At 69.5% G+C, this 19,857-nt stretch carries 19 protein-coding genes; 8 read left to right on the top strand and 11 right to left on the bottom strand.

Annotated elements, in window-relative coordinates:
* Positions 1-28 precede the first annotated feature (28 nt).
* Positions 29-952, bottom strand: a complete 924-nt coding sequence (locus ACQP2E_RS07700) for a LysR family transcriptional regulator (protein WP_433833824.1) — start codon at positions 950-952, stop codon at positions 29-31.
* Positions 953-1,131: 179 nt separating this feature from the next.
* Between ACQP2E_RS07700 and ACQP2E_RS07695 the strand changes: the two genes are divergently transcribed.
* Genes ACQP2E_RS07695 through ACQP2E_RS07685 form a run of 3 tightly spaced genes read left to right on the top strand, consistent with a single transcriptional unit; the run spans position 1,132 to position 4,450 of the window.
* Entirely contained in the window at positions 1,132-1,764 is a 633-nt protein-coding gene (locus ACQP2E_RS07695) for a succinate dehydrogenase cytochrome b subunit (protein WP_433829282.1), read from the top strand.
* A gap of 2 nt (positions 1,765-1,766) precedes the next feature.
* Positions 1,767-3,707 carry a fumarate reductase/succinate dehydrogenase flavoprotein subunit gene (locus ACQP2E_RS07690; protein ID WP_433829280.1) on the top strand — a complete coding sequence of 647 codons (1,941 nt, stop codon included), beginning with the start codon at positions 1,767-1,769 and terminating at the stop codon, positions 3,705-3,707.
* A complete protein-coding gene (locus tag ACQP2E_RS07685; protein ID WP_433829278.1) occupies positions 3,707-4,450 on the top strand; it encodes a succinate dehydrogenase/fumarate reductase iron-sulfur subunit in 744 nt (247 codons plus the stop codon). The genes ACQP2E_RS07690 and ACQP2E_RS07685 overlap by 1 nt, the downstream gene beginning before the upstream one ends.
* Positions 4,451-4,511: 61 nt before the next feature.
* Here the strand turns inward: ACQP2E_RS07685 and ACQP2E_RS07680 are convergent, their stop codons facing one another.
* Positions 4,512-4,919: a nuclear transport factor 2 family protein gene (locus tag ACQP2E_RS07680; RefSeq protein ID WP_433829276.1), complete on the bottom strand. Its 408-nt coding sequence runs from the start codon at positions 4,917-4,919 to the stop codon at positions 4,512-4,514.
* An 85-nt stretch (positions 4,920-5,004) separates the two neighbouring features.
* Here ACQP2E_RS07680 and ACQP2E_RS07675 point away from each other — a divergent pair, with 85 nt between their 5' ends.
* On the top strand, positions 5,005-5,535 hold the full coding sequence (locus ACQP2E_RS07675; protein WP_433829274.1) for a TetR/AcrR family transcriptional regulator: 531 nt from the start codon (positions 5,005-5,007) through the stop codon (positions 5,533-5,535).
* A 141-nt stretch (positions 5,536-5,676) separates the two neighbouring features.
* Here the strand turns inward: ACQP2E_RS07675 and ACQP2E_RS07670 are convergent, their stop codons facing one another.
* Genes ACQP2E_RS07670 through metF form a run of 4 tightly spaced genes read right to left on the bottom strand, consistent with a single transcriptional unit; the run spans position 5,677 to position 9,237 of the window.
* The gene (locus ACQP2E_RS07670) at positions 5,677-7,122 is read right to left on the bottom strand and encodes an MFS transporter (RefSeq protein ID WP_433829272.1); all 1,446 of its coding nucleotides are present in this window, start codon (positions 7,120-7,122) and stop codon (positions 5,677-5,679) included.
* 47 nt (positions 7,123-7,169) lie between these two features.
* Positions 7,170-7,628: a MarR family winged helix-turn-helix transcriptional regulator gene (locus ACQP2E_RS07665; RefSeq protein ID WP_433829270.1), complete on the bottom strand. Its 459-nt coding sequence runs from the start codon at positions 7,626-7,628 to the stop codon at positions 7,170-7,172.
* Between the two features lie 39 nt (positions 7,629-7,667).
* Complete coding sequence (locus tag ACQP2E_RS07660; RefSeq protein ID WP_433829268.1) at positions 7,668-8,306, bottom strand: CDP-alcohol phosphatidyltransferase family protein; 639 nt, start codon at positions 8,304-8,306, stop codon at positions 7,668-7,670.
* Positions 8,307-8,313: 7 nt separating this feature from the next.
* Positions 8,314-9,237 carry a methylenetetrahydrofolate reductase [NAD(P)H] gene (metF, locus tag ACQP2E_RS07655; protein WP_433829266.1) on the bottom strand — a complete coding sequence of 308 codons (924 nt, stop codon included), beginning with the start codon at positions 9,235-9,237 and terminating at the stop codon, positions 8,314-8,316.
* Between the two features lie 26 nt (positions 9,238-9,263).
* Between metF and ACQP2E_RS07650 the strand changes: the two genes are divergently transcribed.
* Positions 9,264-10,334: a polyprenyl synthetase family protein gene (locus tag ACQP2E_RS07650; RefSeq protein WP_433829265.1), complete on the top strand. Its 1,071-nt coding sequence runs from the start codon at positions 9,264-9,266 to the stop codon at positions 10,332-10,334.
* A gap of 40 nt (positions 10,335-10,374) precedes the next feature.
* On the opposite strand, the gene ACQP2E_RS07645 is transcribed toward ACQP2E_RS07650, so the two are convergent.
* Positions 10,375-10,725 carry an Rv2175c family DNA-binding protein gene (locus ACQP2E_RS07645; protein WP_433829263.1) on the bottom strand — a complete coding sequence of 117 codons (351 nt, stop codon included), beginning with the start codon at positions 10,723-10,725 and terminating at the stop codon, positions 10,375-10,377.
* A gap of 36 nt (positions 10,726-10,761) precedes the next feature.
* Here ACQP2E_RS07645 and ACQP2E_RS07640 point away from each other — a divergent pair, with 36 nt between their 5' ends.
* From ACQP2E_RS07640 to ACQP2E_RS07630, 3 genes are all read left to right on the top strand, one after another.
* Entirely contained in the window at positions 10,762-11,559 is a 798-nt protein-coding gene (locus ACQP2E_RS07640) for a hypothetical protein (protein ID WP_433829261.1), read from the top strand.
* A gap of 142 nt (positions 11,560-11,701) precedes the next feature.
* On the top strand, positions 11,702-13,693 hold the full coding sequence (gene pknB / locus ACQP2E_RS07635) for a Stk1 family PASTA domain-containing Ser/Thr kinase (RefSeq protein ID WP_433829259.1): 1,992 nt from the start codon (positions 11,702-11,704) through the stop codon (positions 13,691-13,693).
* Entirely contained in the window at positions 13,684-14,565 is an 882-nt protein-coding gene (locus ACQP2E_RS07630; RefSeq protein WP_433829257.1) for a deoxyribonuclease IV, read from the top strand. The genes pknB and ACQP2E_RS07630 overlap by 10 nt, the downstream gene beginning before the upstream one ends.
* A 309-nt stretch (positions 14,566-14,874) precedes the next feature.
* Here ACQP2E_RS07630 and ACQP2E_RS07625 read toward each other — a convergent pair whose 3' ends face one another.
* From ACQP2E_RS07625 to ACQP2E_RS07610, 4 genes are all read right to left on the bottom strand, one after another.
* Positions 14,875-15,774 carry an IPT/TIG domain-containing protein gene (locus ACQP2E_RS07625; protein ID WP_433829255.1) on the bottom strand — a complete coding sequence of 300 codons (900 nt, stop codon included), beginning with the start codon at positions 15,772-15,774 and terminating at the stop codon, positions 14,875-14,877.
* Positions 15,775-15,785: 11 nt separating this feature from the next.
* Positions 15,786-17,309, bottom strand: coding sequence for an IPT/TIG domain-containing protein (locus ACQP2E_RS07620; protein WP_433829253.1), 1,524 nt, complete (start codon positions 17,307-17,309; stop codon positions 15,786-15,788).
* An 85-nt stretch (positions 17,310-17,394) separates the two neighbouring features.
* Complete coding sequence (locus ACQP2E_RS07615; RefSeq protein ID WP_433829251.1) at positions 17,395-18,297, bottom strand: IPT/TIG domain-containing protein; 903 nt, start codon at positions 18,295-18,297, stop codon at positions 17,395-17,397.
* 10 nt (positions 18,298-18,307) lie between these two features.
* Complete coding sequence (locus tag ACQP2E_RS07610; RefSeq protein WP_433829249.1) at positions 18,308-19,819, bottom strand: IPT/TIG domain-containing protein; 1,512 nt, start codon at positions 19,817-19,819, stop codon at positions 18,308-18,310.
* Positions 19,820-19,857 lie beyond the last annotated feature (38 nt).

Here is a 19,857-nt window from a genome sequence, read left to right as displayed (position 1 = left end):
ACAGCTGACTAGACGAAGTGGACAGTCGTTACAGTGCGCGTACGCCGTACGGAAGCCTGCCGGAGGCGATGTGCTCGACCAGCACGTCGCGGAGCGCGGCTGCCGCGTGCGGCAGAACCGCGCCGCGACGCTGCGCGATGGCGATCGTCCGGCGCATGCCGGGCGGAGCCAGCGGAGTCGCCCGCAGCAGCGGGCGGTTGGCGAGAACCATGCTCGGCACCAGGGCAACGCCGAGACCTGCTTCGACGAAGGCGAGCACCGCGTCCATCTCGCCGCCCTCGACAGCGAATTTCGGGGTGAAGCCGGCCCGCTCGCAGGCATGCAGGGTGACGTCGCGGATGTCGTAGCCCTTGCGGAACATCACCATCGGGGTGTGCCGCAGCTCGACGAGATCCAGCTGACGGGCCACGGTCAGCGGCGGACCATCGGCGACCGAAGCTACGACCAGGCTCTCGCGTACCAAATCGGTGGTTTCCAGGGCGGGGTCCAGGGCGTGCTCGGGCTGGACGATCAGCGCCAGATCCAGCCCGTGCGCCAGCAGGTTGGCGATCAGGTCCTGGGAGCTGCCCTCACTGACGTGCAGCTGGATGTCGGGGTGATCCTCTCGGTACGTCCGGAGCACGGCCGGGACCAGCGAGGAGCAGAGACTCGGAGTGGCGCCGAGACGCACCTCGCCGCGGCGCAGGCCGACGATGTCGCGGACCGCGTCGAGGGCAGCGTCGGCATCGGCGACCATGCGCTGCGCGAGGGGCAGGAGGGTCTCGCCGGCGACAGTGAGGGTGATGCCGCCACGGATCCGTTCGAAGAGCGGGGCGCCGAGTGAGGACTCCAACGTGTGAATCTGCTTACTCAACGTAGGTTGCGAGACGCCCAAATTGTCCGCTGCATGGGTGAAATGTCGGGTCTCAGCCACCTCTACGAAGTACCTGAGTTGTTGCAGCTGCACGGTAATAGAGTATCGCTATCACTAGCCGCGCGTTCATGCATTAGACGAATGCTTCGGGACTTTCTACCGTCCAGGTTGTGGCGGTAGACACTCCTATTCCGAAGACGACCAACGCAGCGGGTGCAACGGCACGCCCCGCGCCGCGGAAGTCAGTGCGGCCCTCGTCGGTCGTCCTTAAATTTGTCATGGCTGCCAGCGGCATCGTCCTGGTGGGGTTCCTGTTCGCGCACGCGGCCGGCAACCTGAAGATCTTCATCGGCAATGAAGACTTCGACCACTACGCGCACTGGCTGCGCACGATCGGAACACCCCTGCTCCCGGACGTGTGGTTCCTCTGGATCATGCGGATCGGCCTGCTGGTGGCGATCTTCGCGCACATCTGGTCAGCGACGGTACTGACCGTGCGGGCCAAGAAGGCCCGGCCGGTCAAGTACGCCCACCGGCCCAAGGTCCAGGGCAGTTACGCCGCCCGGACCATGCGCTGGGGCGGCGTGATCGTCCTGCTGTTCATCATTTACCACATCCTCGACCTGACCACCGGCACGCTGAACCCGGTCGGTGACTCGTCGCGGCCGCATGCCAACGTGATCGCGGACTTCGCGCCGGAGCGCTGGTACGTGACGCTCTTCTACGCCGTCTCGGTGATCGCGGTCGGCCTGCACCTGCGGCACGGCATCTTCAGCGCCGCCCGCACCCTGGGCCAGCAGACCGCCAAGGGTCAGCGCCGGGCACAGGCCATCGCGCTGGTGCTCTCCGTGATCCTGGTGGTCGCGTATCTCTCGGTGCCGTTCGCGGTGACGGTCGGATTGGTGAAGTGAAGATGACTGACTTCTGGGCCGAAGGCGAGCCGATCGTCGACAAGGCCGCTCCGGACGGGCCGGTCGAGACCCGCTGGGAGCGCCGCAAGTTCAACGCCAAGCTGGTCAACCCGGCGAACCGCCGGAAGCTGACCGTGATCATCGTGGGCACCGGCCTGGCCGGCGGATCGGCCGCGGCGACCCTCGCCGAGGCGGGGTACCACGTCAAGTCGTACTGCTACCAGGACAGCCCGCGGCGGGCGCATTCGATCGCCGCGCAGGGTGGCATCAACGCCGCGAAGAACTACCGCAACGACGGCGACTCCGTCTACCGGCTGTTCTACGACACCGTCAAGGGCGGCGACTTCCGGGCGCGCGAGTCGAACGTGTACCGGCTCGCGCAGGTCTCGGTGAACATCATCGACCAGTGCGTCGCGCAGGGCGTCCCGTTCGCCCGCGAGTACGGCGGCCTGCTCGACAACCGCTCGTTCGGCGGCACCCAGGTGTCCCGGACGTTCTACGCCCGGGGCCAGACGGGTCAGCAGCTGCTGCTCGGCGCGTACCAGGCGCTGGAGCGGCAGATCGGGCTCGGCAACGTCGAGATGAACGCCCGGCACGAGATGCTCGAAGTGATCATCAAGGACGGCAAGGCGCGGGGCATCGTGGTCCGCGACATGGTCACCGGCGAGATCACCACCGAGTTCGCCGACGCCGTCGTGCTCGCCTCCGGTGGTTACGGCAACGTCTTCTTCCTGTCGACGAACGCCAAGGGCTGCAACGTCACGGCGGCGTGGCGGGCGCACCGCAAGGGCGCGCTCTTCGCGAACCCGTGCTACACGCAGATCCACCCGACCTGCATCCCGGAGTCCGGCTCGCACCAGTCGAAGCTGACCCTGATGTCGGAGTCGCTGCGTAACGACGGCCGGGTCTGGGTGCCGAAGGCACAGAAGGACACCCGCAAGGCCGCCGACATCCCCGAGGACGAGCGCGACTACTACCTGGAGCGCATCTATCCGTCGTTCGGCAACCTGGTGCCCCGTGACATCGCGTCCCGGGCCGCCAAGAACGTCTGCGACGAGGGTCGTGGCGTCGGCCCCGGCGGTCTCGGCGTCTACCTGGACTTCGCCGACGCGATCAAGCGGCTGGGCCAGCCCGCGGTCGAGGCGAAGTACGGCAACCTCTTCGAGATGTACCAGCGGATCACCGGCGACGACCCGTACGAGACGCCGATGCGTATCTACCCCGCTGTGCACTACACGATGGGTGGCCTCTGGGTCGACTACGACCTGCAGTCGACGGTCCCGGGCCTGTTCGTGGTGGGCGAGGCGAACTTCTCCGACCACGGCGCCAACCGGCTCGGCGCGTCCGCGCTGATGCAGGGCCTGGCGGACGGCTACTTCGTGCTGCCGAACACGATCAGCAACTACCTCGCGTCCGGCCCCTTCCCGAAGGTGACCGAGAGCGATGAGGAGGTCGTCGAGGCGCGCAAGCTCGTCGAGGACCGGATCGCCAAGTTCCTCTCGATCGACGGTGACCGCACCGTCGACTCGTTCCACCGCGAGCTCGGCCACATCATGTGGGAGTACTGCGGCATGGAGCGTACGGAAGAGGGCCTGACCAAGGCGATCGGCCTGATCCGGGCGCTCAAGGAGGAGTTCTGGACCCGGGTGAAGGTGCCGGGCAAGGGCGAAGAGCTCAACCAGAACCTGGAGAAGGCCGGCCGGGTCGCCGACTTCATCGAGCTCGGCGAGCTCATGTGCATCGACGCGCTGCACCGCCGCGAGTCCTGCGGCGGCCACTTCCGGGGCGAGAGCCAGACCCCGGACGGTGAGGCACTGCGCCACGACGACGAGTTCAGCTACGCCGCGGCGTGGGAGTACTTCGGCGCCGACGGCAAGCCGACCCTGCACAAGGAAGACCTCAACTTCGAGTACGTCCACCCGAGCACGCGGAGTTACAAGTAATGAACATCAAGGTACGGGTGTGGCGTCAGTCCGGCCCTGCTTCCTCCGGGAAGATGGTCACCTACGACGTCAAGGACATCTCGCCGGACGCGTCGTTCCTGGAAATGATCGACGTTCTGAACGAGACGCTGATCCTCAGTGGCGACGACCCCATCGCGTTCGACCACGACTGCCGTGAAGGCATCTGTGGCGCGTGCAGCATGGTGATCAACGGTGTGGCGCACGGCCCGGAGAAGGCCACCACCACCTGCCAGCTGCACATGCGTCACTTCTCCGACGGCGACGTGATCGACGTCGAGCCGTGGCGTGCCGCAGCGTTCCCGGTGATCAAGGACCTGATCGTCGACCGGGGCGCGTTCGACCAGATCATCCAGGCGGGCGGTTACATCAGCGCGCCGACCGGCACCGCGCCGGACGCGCACGCCGCGCCGGTGCCGAAGAAGGACGCCGACGCCGCGTTCGAGGCGGCGACCTGCATCGGCTGCGGCGCCTGTGTGGCGGCCTGCCCGAACGGCTCGTCGATGCTGTTCACCGCCGCGAAGATCACCCACCTCGGTCTGATGCCGCAGGGCCAGCCCGAACGCAACAGCCGGGTGCTCGACATGCTGCAGGCGCAGGACGACGCCGGGTTCGGTGGGTGCACGAACATGGGTGAGTGTGCCGAGGTCTGCCCGAAGGGCATTCCGCTGAGCCTGATCGGCCGGCTGAACAGCGATTACCGCAAGGCGCTCAGCAACCGCTGACGGCTGAGAGTCGGCACTAGCTGCCGAATGGCGGGACACAACGACGTGTCCCGCCATTCGGTTATTTTCCGGCCGTCAGGGCTTGGGCGATTGCCAGGGTGTGCTGGTACTCGCGCCAGCGCGTCAGCTTGCCGCCCCGGGCAGTGAGCACCCCGATGAACGGCGCCGACGCTGTCATCCCAGTCGATGTGTGAGTGCCGGCCAGTTCGTACTCCACGACGATCACGTCCGGGTCGGCCGTCTTGTGCACCACCACATCGCGGCAGTCGTCGAAGCGCACCGGTAACGCCGCCCGGCCGGCCTCGGTGAAGGCGAGCACCCGCTCCTTGCCCGCGATGCGCCCCGGCCCGCCCGGCGCCGCGAACGGCATCTCCACGACCACGTCGTCGGCCAGCATGCCGCCGTCGAAGGTCGTCTCGCCGGCCAGCCAGCGTGCTCGCATCCGCTCGAAGATCTCACTCGGTGTCACGGCGGCACTCCTTCTCTAAGATGAGTTAGGACTCGACTTGACCGAGAATAATGAGTGGAGACTCATCTTGCTAGAGCCCCAGCCCATGCGCGCCGACGCCCAGCGCAATCGGGCACGCATCCTGGACGCCGCCGAGACGGTCTTCGCCGAGCTCGGCCCGGGCGGCTCGACCGAGGAGGTCGCCCGCCGGGCCGGCGTCGCCATCGGCACCGTCTTCCGCCACTTCCCCACCAAGGACGACCTGCTGGCGGCCATCATGAAACGCCTGCTGGCCCAGCTGATCGCGGAGGCCGGCGAGCTGGGCGGACCCGACGGCCTGTTCAGCTTCCTGCGCGGCCTGGTCGCGCAGGCCGCCGCCAAACGGTCCGTCGTCGACCTACTCGCCCGCTCCGGCGTCGACGTCCGCCTGCCCGACGCGGTGGGTCATCTCCAGGACGCGGTCGGCGCGCTGCTGATCCAGGCCCAGGACGCCGGCACGGTGTCACCGGACGTGGCGTTGCCCGAGGTGATGGCGCTGCTCGTCAGCCTCTGCCAGGGCGCACTGCACGGTGGGTGGGACGCCGGCCTTCAGACTCGTACCCTCGCTGTGGTCTTCGCGGGCCTGAGCCCGCGCTGAGCCCGCAGATCCGGATCAATCCGGGCCGGTTGCCTCCGGCTGGATAGTTGGTTTTAGTGCCACACCCACTGTGGGTGTGGCTACACCCACAGTGGGTGTGGAGCCTTTTTAGAGAACATTGCCCAGCCCACACACGGACGGTCACGGGGCCGCGAGGCCAGAAGGCCCGGGATCCGGCACCGGCACGGCGGCCGGTGGGGCGGGCACCGGCACGGCGGCCGGTGGGGCCGGCGGGTTGCGCAAGGCTGTCACCGTCACCGCGAAGGCCGCTGCCACGAAGCCCGCCGCCAGCAGGAACGCCAGCGAATAGCCTTCGCGCAGCGCCGCCCCTGCGCTCACCCCGGCACCCAGCTGCGACGACGTCCGGGCCGCCGACACGGCTGCCAGCACCGCCAGGCCGAGGGCCATGCCGGCTTGCTGGGCGGTGTTGTTCAGCCCGGACACCAGGCCGGTGTCCTCCTCCGACGAACCGGCCATCGACAGCATCATCACGGCCGGGACCGCCACACCGATGCCCAGACCCATCACGACCAGCGCGGGCAGCACGTGCCACGCGTAAACCGGCGACGAAGGAGCCTGCGACAACGCCACGAGACCGCCCGCCACCAGCACCAACCCGCCCAGCAGGACCGGACGCACCCCGAACCGGGACGTCAACCGTGCCGCCACCAGCAGCGACACCACGCCGATCATCAGGGGTGTCGGCAGGAACGCCAGGCCGGTGCGGAGCGCGTCGAAACCGAGCACCTTCTGCAGGAACAGCGTGTTGACGAACTGGAACCCCAGCCCCGCCGCGACGATCAGCAGGACGGCGCTGTTGGCCGCGAGCAGCCACGGGCGGCGGAGCAGGCGGAGAGGGATCAGCGGGCTGGACGCGTACTTCTGGCGTACCAGAAAGGCAGTGAGCAGCAGCAGCGCGAGCGCCCCGACCGGAATGACCCCATCGACGATCGCGTAGACGCCGGCCGAGAGGCCGGCGGTGATCAGAAGCGCCCCCGGAATGTCCAGGCCACCACCCGCTGCGGCAGCGGAGGCGGGCAGCAGCCGCAGACCGAAAATGAACGCGGCGATCCCGATCGGGACGTTGATCAGGAAGATGGCGGGCCAGCCGGCCAGATCGGTGAGGATGCCGCCCACGACGAAGCCGATCGCGGCGCCGCCGGCCTGGGTGAAGCTGAAAATGCCCATGGCTCGCGCCTGCGGGCCGGGCGCCGGGTAGAGGCGGACGATCATGCCGAGGATCACCGCGGAGGCGAACGCGCCGCCGGCGCCCTGCAGGAAGCGGCCGGCGATCAGCAGCTCAGCCGTGGGGGCGAAGCCGCAGAGCAGGCTCGCGACGGTGAACAGGGCCAGGCCGGCGAGGAAGACCCGGCGGGAGCCGATGAGGTCGCCGAGCCGGCCGGCGAGCAGGAGCAGGCCGCCGAAGGCCACCAGATAGCCATTGATCACCCAGGCCACACCGGCCGGCGAGAAGCCCAGATCTTGTTGGATGGCGGGGATCGCCACGGCCACGATCGTGCTGTCCAGAACGATCATCAGGCTCACCGTGTTCAGCACGGCGAGCGTTGCACCACGAGAACCACTCATAGCGCTACGCTAACAGATAATCCGGTAGCGGATTATCTGCAAGAGGATCATTTGCCTCGTGCGCGGCGGATCGGTCCGGGGCCCGAGTCCCCGGCCAGCGACGTGAGCAGTTCCAGAAACGACTCGCGCTCGGACGGCGCCACCCCCACCAGCGCCTCGCCGTGCACCCGGTCGACGATCTCCTGGCCCTCGTCCGCCACCCTGCGACCCTTCTCGGTGACCGCGATGATCCGGGCGCGCCGGTCGGTCGCCGACGGGCGGCGCTCCGCGAGACCGCGTTTCTCCAGTTCGTCGACGGTGCTGACCATCGTCGTCTTGTCCATGAAGGAGAGCGCGGCGAGCTGGATCTGGGTGCGCTCCTCCTCCAGCGCGTGCAGCAGCACGCACTGCATCCGAGGCGTCAGATCAACCTCGGCGAGGGCTGCAGCAAGACGGTTGGAGAGGGCGTGCCCGGCCGCGTTCAGCAGACCGGTGATGTCGCGCTGGGTGCGCTCGGGAGCAGCCATGCCGGCAAGTCTACCTGCGGATAATCCAGCAGCAGACGATCAGCGAAGAGACCGCCGAACGGCGACGACCAGCTGCACGAAGCCGACAATCTGCAACAGAAGCCAGACGCCGACCGGCACAAAAGCGGGGAGTGACAGCGCGCACACGAGCAACCCGACGATCGAGACCGACACCCGGGTCGGCCTCTCCCCCACCGTCACGGCACCGATCTCGGCCATGCCGCTTGCTGCCGCGCGGGCGCGTACATATTCATGAAGCCAGCTCGCGGCACCTGCCGCGACCACCAGCGGCCCGGGCGCGCCCGCCACCCAGAACGCGGCGAGCCAGCCCAGCTCACCCACCCGGTCCGCGACCGAGTCATAGACGAAACCGGCCCGGCTCACTCGCCCGGTCACCACTGCCACCGCGCCGTCGAGCCCGTCCGCGACCGCCGCGAGCAGCACCAGCAGCGCACCTGCCGCGAGACCGCCGCGCCCGCCCAGCGCCGCGAGCGGCACGGTCAGACACAAGATCACCCCGGCGATGGTCACCGCGAGCGGCGAGATCCGCTTACTGCCGAGAAAAGACCCGATCCGGTACGCGCAAAGCACCCAGCCACGAACCACAGGCGACGCCCGCCGTGGATCGAAGCCGCCGTGCAGCCCGGACCAGGCTGTGGCGTACTCGTCCCAGGTCACGGCTTTTTCAGGCGGCTGCCGCGACCTCGGCAGGTGCCAGCCGCTGCCAGACCTCCCGGGTCGCGGTCGATCGATTCAGGGTGATGAAGTGGATGCCCGGCACACCCTCGTCGAGCAGCCGCGCACACATCTCAACACACGTCTCGATGCCCAGCTCACGGATCGCGGCCTCGTCGCCGGCGACCCGCTCGAAACGCCGCAGCAGAGCCTGCGGGAACGGCGCGCCGGAGAGCTGCTGGGACCGCTCGATCGTCGCCATCCGGGTCACCGGCATGAGACCCGCCACGATCGGGGTGTTGCAGCCGGTCGCCGTGACCCGGTCACGCAGCCGCAGGTAGTCGTCGGCCTCGAAGAACATCTGGGTGATCGCGAAGTCGGCGCCGGCCCGGCATTTGCGGACGAAGTCGCGGGTGTCGCTCTCCACGTCCGCCGAGCGGGGATGTTTGTACGGGAAAGCGGCCACCCCGACGCTGAAGTCGCCGGACTCCTTGATCAGAGCGACCAGGTCCTCGGCGTAGTGCACGCCGTCCGGGTGACGCACCCACTCGCCCATCGGGTCGCCGGGCGGGTCGCCGCGGACCGCGAGCACGTTGCGGATCCCGGCCCCGGCCAGCCGGCCGATCACGTTACGCAGCTCGGCGACCGAGTGGTTGACCGCGGTGAGGTGGGCCATCGGCAGCAGCGTGGTCTCGGTGGCCACCCGCTCGGTGACCGCCACAGTGGTGTCCCTGGTGGTGCCGCCCGCGCCGTAGGTGATCGAGACGAAGCTCGGTTTCAACGACTCCAGCTCGCGGATCGCCTGCCAGAGCAGACGCTCGCCCTCAGGGGTCTTGGGCGGGAAGAACTCGAACGAGAAGGTCGGCGCCGGCTCGCGGATCAGCGCGCCGATCGACGGCGTGCCGGGCAGGCGGGAGGGAAGACCGAGAGACACAAACGCACTGTACTAGCGTCTGAGGCGTGACGACTTCACCTCTCGAGCTGGCCGGCCTGCGTCAACGGGTCGACAAGGCCCTTGCCGGTTTCCTCGCCACCCAGCGGACCCGGCTGCTGGAGATCGATCCGGCGCTCGACGAGGTGGCGGCGACGGTGTCGGCGTTCGTGCTCGGTGGCGGGAAACGGCTTCGGCCGGCGTTCGCGTACTGGGGGTTCCGGGGTGCCGGCGGCCCGGACTCCGACGAGGTCGTCGCGGCCGTCAGCGCGCTGGAGTTCGTGCAGGCCAGCGCCCTGATCCACGACGACCTGATGGACCGCTCGGACACCCGCCGCGGCGAGCCCTCGGTCCACCGCCGGTACGAGTCACGGCACATCGCCGCGGGCTGGCGTGGTGACGCGACCGGCTTCGGCGACTCGGCGGCGGTGCTCCTCGGCGACCTGGCGCTGGTCTGGTCGGACGAGATGCTGCACGGCTCCGGGCTGCCGCTGGCCGACCTGGCCCGGGCGCGGCAGGTCTTCGACCAGATGCGTACCGAGGTGACAGTCGGGCAGTACCTCGACGTGCTCACCCAGGCGACCGCCGACACGTCGCTGGAGCGCGCCGGCAAGGTGGCCCGGTTCAAGGCCGCGAAATACACAGTGGAACGCCCGCTGCTGCTCGGCGCGGCCCTGGCCGGCGGTGGTCCCGAGGTGTTCGCCGGGTACGCCGCGTTCGGCCTGCCGCTGGGTGAGGCGTTCCAGATGCGCGACGACGTGCTCGGGGTCTTCGGCGACCCGGAGCGCACCGGCAAACCCGCTGGTGACGACCTGCGCGAGGGAAAGCGGACGTACCTGGTGGCGTCCGCGTTCGCCGCCATCGACGAGGCGACCCGCGCCGAGCTGGACGCGGGCCTGGGCTCCCCCGGGCTGGACGACGCCGGGGTGGAGCGGCTGCGCGCGATCATCCGGGACTCCGGCGCCCTGGCGGCGACCGAGTCCCGGATCGACACGCTGGGCGCCGAAGCCCTGGATGCGCTGAAGCAGGCGCCGATCGAGGACGAGGCCCGTTCGGTCCTGTTCGCCCTCGCCGAGGCCGCTACCCGCCGGCTCTTCTAGGTTTTCTTTTTTCGCGGAGGTTTTCTTTTTCGCGGATCGTTCAGAAGCCCAGCGCCTGCGCACGGCGCTTGACCTCGCGCGCCTGCCACGTACCGAGGGCGATCGCGGCGTTGCCGCCGAAGGCCTCATCCGGTTCGTAGAGCCACTTGAGGGCCTCTTCGTCGTTGTACCCGGCGTCGCGCAGCAAGTTGAGTACGCCGGGCAGATGCTTCTGGACGGTCTCGTTGGCCACCAGTTCTGACGGGACGAGCCGGACGCCGTCACGCCGGACGGCGAGCAGGGCGCCGTCACGGATCAGCTGGTGCACCTTGCTGATCGACAGGCCGAGCTTCTCGGACACGTCCGGCAGGGTGATCCATCCGGCCGGGCCGGCGATTACGGGTTCGCTCACTCGTACAGCGTGCCAGACCAGATCGGAGAACTGTTGATGAGCCTGTTCCGGAGGATCCGCGGCGAAGTCGCCGGGGCGTGGCGGTCGGTCGGTTACGACCTGGGCCGGCGTCATTCCGAGGCGCCGGCTCCTGAGGCTGCGCCGGAGATCAGTGGGCTGGACGTCACGTCGACCGGAATGAACACCTTCCCGGGCTCGCTCGTCGACCTGCCCTCGTCGCCGTTGCGGACCGATGCCGCTCCACCGAGGCGATTTGTCGCGGTTACGGTGTTCTGCCTGCTTGCTATGTCTGGGGCGACCGGCTCGTACTTCGTCGCCACCAGCATCTTCAGCGCGCCGACCGGCAACGTGGCCGAGTCGGTGGATTCAGCGGGTTCGGCAGGTTCGACGGATTCGGCGCCTCAGGCCGCCGCCGAGCAGCCGATCCCGGTGGACCAGGCGGCCGGTGGCAAGGCCGGGATGGGTTCCGCGCTGCGGCCGGCCGGGAAGCCGCGTACTACTCCGGCGTCGGCGTCCCCGGCGGTTGCCGGGAAGCCTGTCGCGAAAGTCACTCGCGGGGCTCCCGCCGATGCGGCCGCGCCGGCCACCTCGCGCCAGGAGCGGCCGACGACCGTGACTCCGGAGCGGACCCGGATCACCGAGTCACCCTGCGACTGCATGACGCCGCCGGTGCCCACGCCGACGGCGCCGGCGGTCAGCGCCTCGCCGTCAGTGCCGGTCCGGCCATCTGAAAAACCCGACAATTCACCCTCAGTGGCGCCCAGTGACTCCGTCAGCCCCACTCCGAGCCACGCCGGCGACGGTCGTCACCACCGCCGCGCACACCGGGATTAGCCGGATAAATCATGCTTCAGGGGGTGGGCTGGGCACGGCCTGGGACAAGTCGTCGCAGGTCAGCGCCGTCCAGGTACCCGTTTGGACTCAGCTATGACATCCTGGTCTACCCCCACGGGAAAGACACATACACTTCACGCCGATGGACACGACAGTCGCCGATACGTTGATCGGCACAACGATTGACGGGCGCTACCGGATCACCGGTCGCGTGGCCCGTGGTGGCATGGCGACCGTCTACCGGGCGACCGACGAACGACTCGAGCGCCCCGTCGCTTTGAAGATCATTCACCCGTCACAGGCCACGAACGTCCACTTCGTCGACAGATTCACCGACGAGGCGAAAACGATCGCCCGCCTCACCCACCCGAACGTCGTCGCGGTTTACGACCAGGGCCGCCACCAGGGTCTTCCGTACCTGGTGATGGAGTTCGTGCAGGGCCGCACCCTGCGCGACGTGCTCAGCCAGCGCGTCAAGCTGAACCCGGTCGAGGCCATGGCGATCCTTGAGCAGATGCTCGCCGCGATCGCCGCCGCACACCGCGCCGGCCTGGTCCACCGCGACGTCAAGCCGGAGAACGTGCTTGTCGCCGAGGCGCCGAGCGGCGGTAGCGCGAACCTGGTGGACGCCGTGGTCAAGGTGGCCGACTTCGGTCTGGCCCGGGCCATCGAGGCGAGCACTGTCGACGACTCCGGCCAGTTGATGGCCACCGTGGCGTACGTCGCACCCGAGCTGGTACAGACCGGTCAGGCCGATGCGCGAACCGACGTGTACTCGGCCGGCATCGTGCTCTTCGAGATGCTGACCGGCCGGGTGCCGTTCGACGGCGACGACCCGGTCGAGGTGGCCTGGCAGCACGTCGACAACGACGTGCCCGCCCCGTCCACCATCACCCCCGGCTCGCCGGTGGTCCTCGACAAGCTGGTCGCCCGCGCCACCCGGCGTGACCCGGGCGCCCGCCCCACCGACGCGGGCGCGCTGCTCAGCGAGGTGCAGGCGGTTCGCGACGGCCTCGGCGCGGCGAACGTGGAGACGGCGCTGCTGCGCCAGGTCCCGTCCCGCCCGATCCCGGCGGACGCCACCTCGATCGTCCCGGCCGTGCCGGCCGCCGACGCGACCGCGTTCGTGCCTCCGGTGCCCGGGGGTTCGTACCATCAGGCCTCGCACCGGCCCTCCTGGGCCCGGCTGCCGGAGCAGGGTGGCGGCGGCCCGCGCACCGCGCCGCACCGCCGTTCCGTCGAACCGTCCGGCGGGTTCTTCGCCGACCGGCGTCGCGTCGTGCTCGCCTCGTTGATCGCCGTGATGGCCCTGGTCATCATCGGCAGCACCTGGTGGGTGACGGCCGGGCGGTACTCCGAGGCACCGACGCTGCTGGCCATGCCGCTGGCGCAGGCCCAGGCGCACGCCCAGGAGAAAGGTTTCGAGATCCTGGTCGGCGACGGGGTCTACAGCGACACCATTCCGAAGGACTCGGTGGTCACCCAGAGCCCGGGCGCCCAGGAAAAAATCGTCAACGGCGACACGATCACCGTGAACCTCTCCCTCGGCCCCGAGGTGCACCCGGTCCCCGATCTGGTCGGCGTCGAGCTGGCCAACGCCAAGGGCGAGCTGGAAGGCCTCGGCCTCAAGGTCAAGGAAGGCAAGGCGCAGTACAGCGAGACCGCTGCCGAGGGCGTGGTCCTCTCCACCGACCCGAAAGCCGGGACCCAGCTCAAGCCGGGCGAGACCGTCACGGTGGTGCTGAGCCGGGGCCGCGCCCCGATAACGATCCCCGACCTGACCGGCCTCAACATCAACGACGCCCGCGCACAGCTGGCGGCGAAGGGTCTGACCAGCGTCGAGCGGTCCAAGGACAGCGACGAGCCGGCCGACACGGTCCTCGGGCAGTCACCCAAGGCCGGCACCGGTGTGGAGAAGGGCGCCGAGGTCACCCTCGACGTCAGCAAGGGCCCGCCGCTGGTCATCGTCCCGGACCTGACCGGCCAGCCCTGTCCGCAGGCGCAGGCCACGCTCCAGGGGATGAACCTGCAGGTCCAGGTCAACTTCAACCCCAACGGTACGGTCCAGGCGCAGAACCCGGGCGGCAACACCCAGGTGGCGCCGCAGAGCGTGGTGCAGCTTCAGTGCTTCTAGACCGCCGTATCGGGTCGCACACGAAGACGTCGGGCGGGCTGGCGAAAGCCGCCCTCCCGTACGTCGACGCCGCGGGCTCGGAAACCCTCCAGGTGTACGTCTCCAACTCGCGGGGCTGGGCTCTGCCGGCCGGCGACCCCAAGCAGGACACCCTGTTCCGGGACGGGTGTGGTGAGCGCGGCATGCCGGCGTACATCCACGCGTCGCTGCTGGTGAACCTGGGCTCGCCCACCGAGCTGACCGTGGAACGCTCGATCGCGACCCTGGAGCACGCGCTGCTGCGGGGCAAGGCGATCGGCGCGACGGCAGTGGTCTACCACGCCGGCAGCTCGGTGGACGAGGCTCACGCCGACAAGGCCATGCACCAGCTGCACGAGTCGCTGCTGCCGCTGCTCGACCGGGCGGCGGCCGAGGAACTGCCGCGGCTGCTGGTCGAGCCGAGCGCCGGCGGCGGGCGCAGCCTGGCGTCGAAGGTGCAGGACCTTTCCGCTTATCTGGACGCGGTCGACCATCACCCGTGGCTCGGCGTCTGCTTCGACACCTGCCACGCCTGGGCGGCCGGGCACGACCTGGCCACTCCCGGGGGCATGACCGAGACCCTGGACGCCCTGGTCACCGCGGCCGGTCCGGGCCGGCTGCAGCTCATCCACGCGAACGACTCGAAGGACGCCTGCGGCTCGACCCGCGACCGCCACGAGACGATCGGCAAGGGCACCATCGGCGCGGCGCCGTTCGCCGAGCTGTTCGCCCACCCGGCCACCACCGGCGTCCCGATCATCGTCGAGACGCCAAGCGTCGAACACGAGGGCCACGCAGCCGACATCGCGTTGCTCAAGGGCCTGCGGGACACCCCGGTCGGCGTACCGCGCTGACCCCGGCCGGCCCATCCGGTCGATCTCGGCAAGAGAGGGCGGCGGCAAGGCGTGGCGAGCGCTGTGCTCACCTTCGGACCTGCGGAGTTGTCCGGTGACCGGGTGCGCTGAGCGCCGGCGGTCCGGCTGGTACACAGCGCGGTGAAAACGGTCGCGAGACAGCACTGTGCAAACCAGCCGGCGTCCACGCGCCACGTGGCCGCGAGCCCACGGTGGGCCTTCACCCCGCTTCTCCCAAGCCGACGTGGACGTGACAAAGACCGCCGGCGGATCGGACAGGCTCACGAGTTGGCCGAAGCGGCGGATTCTCTAGTTCTGGGTGTACGCGAACGCCGCTGAAGCGGTGAAGCGGCTCGGTGTGCCGGCGGCCGAGGTGAAGGCGACCACCACCGGGCCGGGCTCGTCGGCCGGCGGCACGACGCAGACGAACTGCGGGTTCGTGGTGCTGCCCTGCCTGGTGCATTCGGCGTCCTGGCCGCCGAAGGTGAAGTCCGTCGCACCGGCCGGGTTCGCGCCGGCCACCTTGACCGTGGTGGTGACACCGCCGGCGAGCGGGCTGGACTTCACCGTCAGGCCGGTCACGACCGGCGCGAGGGCGATCGTGGCCGGGGTGCCGGCGATCGTGTCGTGCACGACGGTGAGCTGCGCCGACTCGGCGGCGGTGGACGGCACGGTGACCTTCATCCGGCTCGCGTCGACCCACGTCGCGGAGAGCTTGGTCTTGTTGTTGAGCAGCACCGACACGACCTCGGAGCCGAACTCCTTGGCGGTCGAGCCGAGCGCGCCGCCGGTGACGGTGAGCACGAGCGGTCCGCCGCTGGCCTTGGCCGTCAGGCTCCCGGAGACGTCGAGCGGGCTGCGGTAGGTGACCCGGCTCCTGGTGGACGCGACGCTCTCGTCGGCGCCCGCGGTGATGCTGATCGGGGCGGCGCCGTTCGTGCCGGCCGGCGCCACGGCGGTGATCTTGGTGGCCGAGACGACGCTGAACGAGGTCGCGGCGGTGGTGCCGAAGCTGACCGAGTCGACGCCGGTGAAGTTCTTGCCGGTGATCGTCACGGTGGCGCCGCCGACCGTACTGATCTTGGCGGGGCTCACGGCGGACACGGCCGGCACGGTGCTGGCGACGGCGGCCGACACGGAACCGCCGGCGACGGCCAGCAGGGTGCTGGTGGCGGCCACTGCGACAGTGCCGCGGAGCAGGTTGTTCACGGTGGCACCCATCAGTCGAGGTCGGTGTAGTTGAACATCGCGGCCGGGGTGAACCGGCTGTCCGTGCCGCTACCGGAGGTGAAGCTGACGATGACCGGCCCGACCTGGTCGGCGGGCGGCACGGTGCACAGGAAGCTGGTGGCTCCGGAGATGGCACAGGTCGCCGCGGTGTCACCGAACATGAACCCGGTAGCCACCCCCGCGCCGGCCGCTGTGATCTTGACGGACTTGCCGCCGGCGAGCGCATCGCTGGTCACCGACATCGCGGTGATCACCGGGACCACGTCCAGTTCGGCGACCGGGCCCTCGATGGCACCCTGCACGATGCGCAGCTCCATGCTCCCGGACATCCGCGACGGCAGCGTCACCCGCAGCCGTGTCGCGTCCACCCAGGTGGGCGTGAGCAGGCTCTTGGTGGCGCCGACCCGGACCTTCAGCTGCTCGGCGGCGAATTCGGCGGCGCCGGCGCCGAGCGTGCCGCCGGTGACCGTCAGGACGTGCGCCCCGCCGCCCGCCCGGACGAACTGGCCGGTGGTCTCGATGCTGAGCGGCCCCCGGTATCCGACCTTCGCCGCCACGGCCTCCGGGCTGTCACCGCCCGCGGAGGCGATCTTGACGCGGGCCTGACCGGCCGCACCGGCGGGCGCCGTGGCGACGATCTGGGTTGCCGAGACCACCTCGAAGTGCGGCGCCGGGACATCACCGAACGTCACCGCGCTCGCGTCGTCCGGGTCCACCCCGAGAAATCCGGCGCCGGTGATCGTCACCTCGGTGCCACCCTCGAGATCGACAAGCGACGGCGCGATCTTGGTGATCTCCGGGTAATAGGTGACGGTGCCGGTGGAGGCCGGACCGGCGTACCCCTTCTGCACCAGCCGGATCGGAACAGCCCCGGTCGTGCTGGACTTCGGAACGGTGATCAGGACGTGCTCGGCGTCCTTCCACGAGGCGGTGGCGGCCAGCTCGCCGACCTTCGCGGTGACCTTCAGGGCGTTGAACTCGGCAGTCGTGGTCCCGATGCTGCCCTCGGTGACCGTGGCGAGGATCTTGGAGCCGCCCGATGCTCCGGCGGTCGCGTCCTCGATCTCGCCGGCGAGCTTCGCGCGGTAGCCGAAGGTGGCGGATCCCTTGCTCGCCCCGAGAATGTTGATCACCTTGACCGCGACGTCACCGGCGGTGCCCGGCGGCGCGAACGCGATGATCCGGGTGTCCGAGCTGACCACGAACCGGGTCGCCGGCACGTCGCCGAACATGACGGAACCGGCGTAGCTCGTGTCGACGGTGCTGAAGTCCTGGCCGACCAGGATGACAGCTGTGCCGCCCTCGACCGGGCCGGTCGCCGGCGAGACCCCGGTGATGACGGCGCGGGTCAGAGCGGGCTTGGTGAGAACAGGAGTGGGTGCCGGGTCGCCGGCAACGCCGGCACGAGGCCCTGCGGAGAAGGCGGGCTGGGCGATGAGCACCCCGAACCCGGCGACAACGGTCGCGGCGGTGGCGATGGCGGTGGCCCGGTGGGCACGGGATCGATTTCTCATAGCGGGAGCACATATCGGCGGTGCCACGGGGCGCTTGAGACAAAAAGCGGCCCGTACCCGGTGATCCGGGTACGGGCCGCGTGGCTCAGTTGTCGGTATAGGAGAACATCGCCGCCGAGGTGTAACTGCTGTCCACGCCGCTGCCCGACGTGAAGCTCACCACCACGGGCCCCGCCTCTTCGGCGGCCGGCACCCAGCAGATGAACGACGGGCTCGCGACGCTGCCCTCCTTGGAGCAGTCGGCCGCGTTCCCGCCGAACATGAAGTCGGTCGAGTCGCCGATGCTGGCGCCGGCCACCTTCACGATCGTCTTCACCCCACCGGCAAGCGTGCTGTATTTGACGCTGAGGCTGGTCACTACCGGGGCCAGGGTGATCGTGGCGGTCTCACCGGCGATCGAGTCGTGCACCACTGTCACCTCCGCCGAATCGGCCGGGATGGCCGGCACCGTGATCGCCAGCTGGTCCTCGTCGATGTACGAAGCCTTGGCCTTCACCCTGTTGACAAGCACCGAGATGAGTTCCTTGGCGAACGCCTGCGGGGTAGCGCCGATCGTTCCGCCGGTCACCGTGAGTACGAGGGGGCCGCCGGAGGCCTTGGCCACCGGGTTGTCCGAGACGTCGATGCCGAGCGGCGTGCGGTACGTGACAACAGTGGTCTTCGTGACCAGGCTGTCCCCGTCCGCAGCGGTGACGGTGACCGGCACGGCGCCCCCGGACCCGGCCGGCACCACCGCAGTGATCTTGGTGGTGGAGACGACGTCGAAGGAGGTCGCCTCCAGCTCCCCGAACGTGACAGTGGAGACGTCGGCGAAACCCTTGCCGACGATCGTCACGGTGCCGCCGCCGGCCGTGCTGACCTTGGCCGGAGTGATCCCGGAGACGACGGGCCGGGCGGCAGGCGCGGCGCCTGAGGCCGCACCGGCGCCGCCGGCGAGAATGAGAGCGCCTGCCGTCACGACGGCCGCGCCACGAAGGATGACGTGCACGATGACCCTCTCAGTCGAGTGCTGAATAGCTGAATGCCGACGCCGCGGTGTAGCGGCTCGAAACGTCGGTGCCCGTCTTGAAGCTGACCCGTACCGGGCCGGCGGCGGTGGCAGCCGGGACCGTGCAGAGGAACACGGTGGTGCTCCTCTGCACCGCCTTGCAGGTGGCCGGATTCGACCCGAAGGTGAAGTCGGTGGCCGAGTCCGTACCGGCCACGGTGATCTTCACGGACTTCCCGCCGGCCAGGGAGCTGCTGTTCGACGACATGTTGGTGATCACCGGAGCGACCGGAAGCGTGGCCGCCGGACCGGCCGTCACGTCTTGAAGGATGGTCAGGGTCACCGTCTCGGCGGTCAGGGACGGCAGGCTCACCCGCAGGTGGGTCGAGTCGACCCAGGCGGTCTGCAGCTTCGTGGTGCCCATCTTCACGCTGATCTTCTCGGCGGTGAACGCCTTCGCGCTGTCGCCGACCGTGCCACCGGTGACCCCGAGGATGTGCTGCCCACCACCGGCACGCAGGAACTGGGTGTCGTCGGCCAGATCAAAAGTGAGCGGCCCTCGGTAGATGACCCGCGCGGCGTCGGATTCCCGGCTCGAGCCGGTGACCGTGGCGACCTGCACCGCCACCGAGCCGGAGGGGGCCTCCGGGACCACGGCGTCGATCTGAGTCCCCGAAACCACCGTGAACGAGGTCGCCGGAGCTGCGCCGAAGGTCACCGCGGACGGGTCCGACTCGTCCACGCCGAGGAAGCCCGCCCCCATGATCTGGACGGTGGCGCCACCGGCCGTGCTCACCCGCGACGGCGACACCCGGGTGACCACGGGGTAGTAGTCGACAGTGCCGGTGGAGGGCGTACCGGCCGCGCCGGCCTCGATCAGGGTCACGGTCGCGGCGGCGGCCGTGCTGGTCGGCGGGATCGTGATCCGCAGGTGCGTGGCGTCCACCCAGGCGACCGGTGCGCTCACCTCGCCGACGGCGGCGGTGATCCGCATGCCCTTGAAAGCGGCCGCGGTGGAGCCGACGGTGCCGCCGGTGACCGTACCAATGATCTTGGCGCCGCCCGCCGCGCTGGCCTCGACGCTGGTGATCTCGATGCCGAGACCCTTCTGGTAGGTGAACTCGGCGGTCGTCTCGCTGTCGCCCTCCAGGCTGGTCACCTTCACCGCGACCGGACCCTCGGTGCCGGGTGGGCTGATCGCCAGCACTTCCTTGTCCGACTTGATCACGAACCGGCTGGCCGGGACGTCGCCGAACATGACCGCTTCCTTGTTCGTGCGGTCCAGCGTGAGGAAATTGGTCCCGCGCACGGTGACGGCCGTGCCGCCGGCCATCGAGCCGCTTGTCGGCGCGATGCTCGTGACCGACGGGAGAGCGAGGGACGAGATTGTCCGTGTTCGCGGGGACACCGGAACACTGGCGGCCGAGAAGACCGCGCCGGGATGTACCACGATCACCGAGAGTCCGGTGACCGTGGCGGCGACGATAGCGCTGGCCCTGCGGGCCCGAGTTCTGTTACCCACGAGGACCCTATCGGCCGCCCCGGCCCCGAATTTTGCCT

The organism is Actinoplanes sp. CA-015351 (assembly GCF_050955685.1).
GTDB lineage: Bacteria > Actinomycetota > Actinomycetes > Mycobacteriales > Micromonosporaceae > Actinoplanes.
Note: the sequence above shows the minus strand (reverse complement) of the source record. Positions and strands in the feature narration are given on the sequence as shown.

Bases quoted from the DNA above. Each gene is read 5' to 3' on its own strand.
- ACQP2E_RS07695 (WP_433829282.1), top strand. From the start codon at position 1,132: ATGGCTGCCAGCGGCATCGTCCTGGTGGGGTTCCTGTTCGCGCACGCG.
- ACQP2E_RS07690 (WP_433829280.1), top strand. From the start codon at position 1,767: ATGACTGACTTCTGGGCCGAAGGCGAGCCGATCGTCGACAAGGCCGCT.
- ACQP2E_RS07685 (WP_433829278.1), top strand. From the start codon at position 3,707: ATGAACATCAAGGTACGGGTGTGGCGTCAGTCCGGCCCTGCTTCCTCC.
- ACQP2E_RS07675 (WP_433829274.1), top strand. From the start codon at position 5,005: ATGCGCGCCGACGCCCAGCGCAATCGGGCACGCATCCTGGACGCCGCC.
- ACQP2E_RS07670 (WP_433829272.1), bottom strand. From the start codon at position 7,122: ATGAGTGGTTCTCGTGGTGCAACGCTCGCCGTGCTGAACACGGTGAGC.
- ACQP2E_RS07665 (WP_433829270.1), bottom strand. From the start codon at position 7,628: ATGGCTGCTCCCGAGCGCACCCAGCGCGACATCACCGGTCTGCTGAAC.
- ACQP2E_RS07640 (WP_433829261.1), top strand. From the start codon at position 10,762: ATGAGCCTGTTCCGGAGGATCCGCGGCGAAGTCGCCGGGGCGTGGCGG.
- pknB (WP_433829259.1), top strand. From the start codon at position 11,702: ATGGACACGACAGTCGCCGATACGTTGATCGGCACAACGATTGACGGG.
- ACQP2E_RS07620 (WP_433829253.1), bottom strand. From the start codon at position 17,309: ATGAGAAATCGATCCCGTGCCCACCGGGCCACCGCCATCGCCACCGCC.